This window comes from Erwinia sp. OLFS4, assembly GCF_002752165.1.
Classification (GTDB): domain Bacteria; phylum Pseudomonadota; class Gammaproteobacteria; order Enterobacterales; family Enterobacteriaceae; genus Izhakiella.
In genome coordinates this window covers 1-5,723 of the sequence record NZ_MOMB01000028.1, presented here as the reverse complement: position 1 = coordinate 5,723, position 5,723 = coordinate 1, and the positions used below count along the sequence as shown (strand labels likewise).

At 49.4% G+C, this 5,723-nt stretch carries 5 protein-coding genes; all 5 read left to right on the top strand.

Going from position 1 to position 5,723, the window contains the following annotated elements:
- Positions 1 to 164 (top strand): IS1 family transposase (locus BL249_RS06510; RefSeq protein ID WP_241898819.1); only part of this gene is annotated, 164 nt, incomplete at its 5' end.
- 113 nt (positions 165 to 277) lie between these two features.
- Positions 278 to 2,344 (top strand): polyphosphate kinase 1, encoded by a 2,067-nt coding sequence (ppk1, locus tag BL249_RS06505; protein WP_099707575.1) that lies wholly within the window; start codon positions 278 to 280, stop codon positions 2,342 to 2,344.
- A gap of 3 nt (positions 2,345 to 2,347) precedes the next feature.
- Positions 2,348 to 3,883 carry an exopolyphosphatase gene (gene ppx, locus BL249_RS06500; RefSeq protein WP_099707574.1) on the top strand — a complete coding sequence of 512 codons (1,536 nt, stop codon included), beginning with the start codon at positions 2,348 to 2,350 and terminating at the stop codon, positions 3,881 to 3,883.
- 35 nt (positions 3,884 to 3,918) lie between these two features.
- Positions 3,919 to 4,533, top strand: a complete 615-nt coding sequence (tehB, locus tag BL249_RS06495) for a tellurite resistance methyltransferase TehB (protein WP_099707573.1) — start codon at positions 3,919 to 3,921, stop codon at positions 4,531 to 4,533.
- Positions 4,534 to 4,738: 205 nt separating this feature from the next.
- Positions 4,739 to 4,942 (top strand): DUF2633 family protein, encoded by a 204-nt coding sequence (locus tag BL249_RS06490; RefSeq protein ID WP_099707576.1) that lies wholly within the window; start codon positions 4,739 to 4,741, stop codon positions 4,940 to 4,942.
- Positions 4,943 to 5,723: the final 781 nt, after the last annotated feature.

Sequence of the window (5,723 nt, the reverse complement as noted above, 5' to 3'; positions counted from 1 at the left end):
AGCATCTGACGGGCAAAATTTTCACCCAACGCATTGAACGTAATAACCTGACGCTCCGCACCCGCATTAAACGGTTGGCTCGTAAAACAATCTGCTTTTCGCGCTCAGTTGAGATCCACGAAAAAGTCATTGGAGCGTTTATCGAGAAACACATGTTCTACTAATTGGAGGCATCACCAATATTCATTCTCTGTTAATGGACTTTATTGCCATACTCTCGCCATAATAAAACGTGATACTGGATACCTTCCTCCTGGATCGCGACTATGGAGTAACAATGGGTCAGGAAAAGCTGTATATAGAAAAAGAGTTGAGCTGGTTATCCTTCAATGAACGTGTCCTGCAGGAAGCGGCTGATAAAAGTAATCCGCTGATTGAACGGATGCGTTTTTTAGGTATTTACTCCAATAACCTGGAAGAATTCTATAAAGTTCGTTTCTCGGACCTAAAGCGCCGTATTCTGATTGGCGAGGAACAAGGCTCCGGCACGCCGGCATCACTGCGCCAGCTGCTGAAAAAAATCCAGACCCGGGTATTAAAAGCCGAGCAGGAATTTGACGGTCTGTATAATGAACTGCTGCTGGAAATGGCACGTAACCAGATTTTTCTGATCAACGAACGCCAGCTTTCTCCCAATCAACAAAGCTGGCTGCGCGACTATTTCCGTCATGAACTGCGCCAGCATATTACGCCAATACTGATTAATCGCGACACCGACCTGATTGAGTTTCTTAAGGATGATTACACCTACCTGGTGGTAGAAATTATCAAAGAAGAAACCCATCGTTACGCGCTGCTGGAAATCCCTTCCGACAAGGTGCCGCGCTTTATCAATCTGCCACCGGAAACGCCACGCCGGCGTAAACCGATGATCCTGCTGGATAACATTCTGCGCTTCTGTCTGGATGAAATATTCAGCGGCTTTTTTGATTTTGACGAACTCAACACCTACTCGATGAAAATGACCCGCGATGCGGAATATGACCTGGTCACCGAGATGGAATCAAGTCTGATGGAGCTGATGTCATCCAGCCTGAAACAGCGCCTGACCGCCGAGCCGGTTCGCTTTGTTTATCAGCGTGATATGCCCGATGATCTGGTGGAGTTGCTCTCAAAAAAACTGGGCATCGACAACTATGATTCGGTGGTGCCAGGCGGACGTTACCATAACTTTAAAGATTTTATCAGCTTCCCGAACGTCGGTAAGGCCAATCTGGTAAACCGGCCGCTACCACCGCTACGCCATAATTATTTCAGCCAGTTTCGCAACGGATTTGATGCAATACGTCAGCGCGACGTACTGTTGTATTACCCCTATCATACCTTTGAACACGTGCTGGAACTGCTGCGACAGGCATCGTTTGATCCGAGCGTTCTGTCGATAAAAATTAATATTTACCGGGTTGCGAAAGACTCGCGCATCATGGACGCGATGATGCACGCTGCATGGAACGGTAAAAAAGTAACCGTGGTAGTTGAACTTCAGGCCCGTTTCGATGAAGAAGCAAATATTCTCTGGGCAAAACGACTCACCGCCGCCGGCGTCCATGTTATTTTCTCTGCGCCTGGTCTGAAAATTCATGCAAAATTGTTTCTGATCAGCCGCCGCGAAGGGGAACAGGTAGTAAGATATGCCCACATTGGTACCGGTAACTTTAATGAAAAAACCGCGCGGATCTATACTGATTATTCGTTACTGACGGCGGACGCCCGCATCACTAACGAGGTGCGCCGGGTATTTAACTTCATTGAAAACCCTTACCGCCCGGTCGATTTTGACTATCTGCTGGTTTCTCCGCAAAACTCGCGTGAGCGTTTATACAAGCTGATTGATAACGAAATTGCTAACGTGCAGAAAGGGCTGCCTGGCGGCATCGTCCTGAAGGTTAATAATCTGGTTGACGGTGGCCTGGTTGACCGGCTTTACGCCGCCTCAAGCGTTGGGGTACCGGTGAATCTGTTAATACGCGGCATGTGCTCATTGATCCCACAGCTCCCTGGCATCAGCGATAACATCCGCGTTATCAGTATTGTCGATCGCTTTCTTGAGCACGATAGGGTCTATATTTTTGAAAATGGTGGCGATAAAAAAGTGTATCTGTCCTCTGCCGACTGGATGACGCGCAACATTGATTTCCGTATTGAAGTCGCAGTGCCGCTGCTTGACCCGACGCTTAAAGAACGCGTGGTAAATATTATGGATATTTTGTTTAGCGATACCGTTAAGGCGCGCAATATCGACAAAGCGTTGAGCAACAGCTATGTACCACGGGGCAACCGCCGTAAAGTCCGCGCGCAGATGTCCATTTATGCTTATCTTAAATCTCTGGAGCAATCTGACTAATTTATGCCGGTATCCCATAAAAACACGCCGAAACCGCAGGAGTTCGCTGCCGTAGACCTCGGCTCTAACAGTTTTCATATGGTCATCGCTCGCGTTGTTGATGGCGCCATGCAGGTGCTGGGCAAACTCAAGCAACGCGTGCATCTGGCTGATGGACTCGACGCAGACAGTAATCTCAGTGAAGAAGCCATGCAGCGGGGCCTGACCTGTCTTGCCCTGTTTGCCGAGCGATTACAGGGTTTCAGCCCTTCCAACGTCACCATCGTTGGCACCCATTCGCTGCGTCAGGCCAAAAATGCCGATGTCTTTCTGGAGCGTGCAGCAAAAGTTATCAATTTTCCGATTGAAGTTATTTCCGGTAATGAAGAGGCTCGCCTGATTTTTATGGGGGTTGAGCACACACAGCCAGAGAAAGGCCGCAAGCTGGTGATTGATATCGGCGGCGGCTCTACTGAACTGGTTATCGGTGAAAACTTCGAACCACGGCTGGTGGAAAGCCGGCGCATGGGCTGCGTCAGCTTTGCCAATCTCTACTTCCCCGGCAACGTTATTTCGAAAGAAAATTTTCGCCGTGCTCGCCTGGCCGCCGCGCAGAAACTGGAGCCGCTAGCCTGGCAATACCGCCGGCTTGGCTGGGAATACGCTATGGGAGCGTCCGGGACCATTAAAGCCGTGTGTGAAGTGCTGGCCAGCATCGATGAGAAAGAAAAAACCATTACGCCGGAACGACTGGAAAAACTGACAGAACAGGTTTTGCAGTTTAAAAGCTTTGATGAACTCAATCTGCCGGGCATTTCCGACGATAGAAAAACCGTATTTGTTCCAGGGCTGGCTATTCTGTGTGGCATAGTTGACACCCTGGCAATTAAAGAACTCAGGCTGTCCGACGGGGCGCTGCGTGAAGGCGTTCTGTACGAAATGGAAGGCCGTTTCCGTCATCAGGATATTCGCAGCCGCACCGCCCAGAGCCTTGCCAACAGTTATAATATTGACAGCGACCAGGCACGCAGAGTACTGAGTACTACCAGCGATCTCTACGATCAGTGGCGCCAGCAGAATACTAAGCAGGCTGACCCACATCTGGAAGCTTTACTGAAATGGGCTGCGATGTTGCATGAAGTCGGTCTGACCATCAACCACAGCGGTATGCAACGCCATTCTGCCTATATTCTGCAATACAGCAACCTGCCGGGATTTAATCAGGACCAGCAGATGCTGCTGGCTACTCTGGTACGTTTTCACCGTAAAGCCATCAAAGTCGATGAACTGCCGCGCTTTACGCTGTTCAAAAAACGCCAGATCCTGCCATTGATATTTTTACTGCGCCTGGGCACGCTGTTAAACAATCAGCGACAGGCAACAACCGTGCCGGAAACGCTGACGCTGATGACTGACGACAGTCGCTGGACACTAACTTTCCCACAGGACTTCTTCAGCCAGAACACGCTGGTACAGCTCGACCTGGAAAGAGAGCAAAGCTACTGGCAGGAAGTCACCGGCTGGCAGCTGATTATTCAGGAAGCGTCTGCCGGCAAATAAACACCCGAGGCGGCGATGCCGCCTTCATCAGGCAGATAACAATGCACACGAAATTACCGGACGATTATTTTACGCAAAAATACCTGCTGACCGCGACCCACTCTGAAGTGGTCGCTGCCCTGCCTCACCTTTCTGGTGGCAGAGCGCTTGACCTCGGCTGTGGTAACGGACGCAACACGTTATTTCTTAATCTTAAAGGATTTGAAGTCAGCGCATGGGACCATAATCCGCGCAGTCTGGCCAATCTTAACCAGGTGATTGCCGCCGAAGGACTCAGCGGAATTGAAACCCGACAGGTGGACTTAAACCAACACCGTTTTAACGGTAGCTGGGATTTTGTGCTGTCAACGGTAGTTATGATGTTTTTACAACCTGCCACCATCCCACGACTGATTGCCGATATGCAGGCTGCCACCGTCAAAGGCGGCTTCAATCTGATTGTTGCGGCAATGCATACTGATGACTACCCCGCTCAGCCGGACTTCCCTTTTACCTTCGCCTCCGGCGAGCTGAGCCATTATTACCGCAACTGGCATATTGTGAAGTACAATGAAAACCCGGGCCAGCTGCATCGCACGGATGAGAATGGCCAGAGAATTACACAGCATTTTGCCACCCTGCTGGCCCAGAAAAACTACGTCAAAGCGTAGTCTTTTTCCCGCAGATATGCCGACAGGCTGGACAAAACAGGCAATAGCTACCGCTTTTTATAACTGCCACTTGCAACTTTTTTACTGGTTATAACTTACAGTAGTAAAAATTAGCTATTTTTTGTGCAAATGTTGATTGACCCTGACGGCTGATTATGACTTAATTGGCCTGTCGCCCGGCCGGGCATTATACAGGTTTTTTTGCGTGGACAGTGCCACACCATCTTATCACCGACGTCAGCGCCGCAAATCCGGCATTATGACCCGTATCGTTCTGCTGATAAGCCTGATCATTCTTATCGGCCGCCTTATTCTGGCTATTCCCGGCGCTATTTCTCACTTCCAGCAGAAACAGCAGGACAACAGCACAACCCCTTCTGCAGCAGTGAAAAACCCGGACGATAACTAAGCCAATTCCTGCTAACGCGCATTGCCGGTCATTCATCAGCAGGTAACCCTCGCCACATATCAACGCCACCGGTAAAGGCAATGTTCTCTGTGGTCAACGGCAACCCGGCCCTATGTTGTTTAAACACTATCACCGGCCAGAAGCATACGCAGGTAAAAACAGTCGGGCGGGTATTACGTCATTAAAGCGACAAATAAAATGGAAAATCGTTGGCTACGCTACTTCTTAGAGAATGATGGCTGTCAAAAATAACGCTGACCTTTGCCAATCTGCGTCAGGCAGTCCGCCCTTATCTGGTAAAAGCAGGCATGATGCTTATTTTAATATCCTTGCTGATTATGCTCGCCCGCCCCGCAATTTCAGGCTGATTAGCGATCATCCTGCCACTCTTTATCTGATTTGTTTATTGCCACCGGCAGCCAATATTATCGTTCCTGAAACTCATTATCCTGGCAGCGGGCATTCAGCAAAAATCATCACCGGTGAAACCTGTCTCAGTCTCCTGGCAATAAGTCTGTTTGCTATCGCCATATTCAGCAACAGAACCCTGGGTATACGATGCCGCCGCTTGCCAGACAGTGCCAAGCCAATAATGAAAAAAGCCCGCATTTACGCGGGCTTAGGAGTGTTTTAATGCTCTTTGGTGCCGGTCTATGTCAACAACGGGTAAAAAGTGATCCACTTACCGTCACCACCAACGGTCTAATATTGATCCACCTTGTTTACTCAGGAGCAGCTTCCGCTATAACCCCGGCCTTTCGTTTCTGCTTCAGTCGATAGC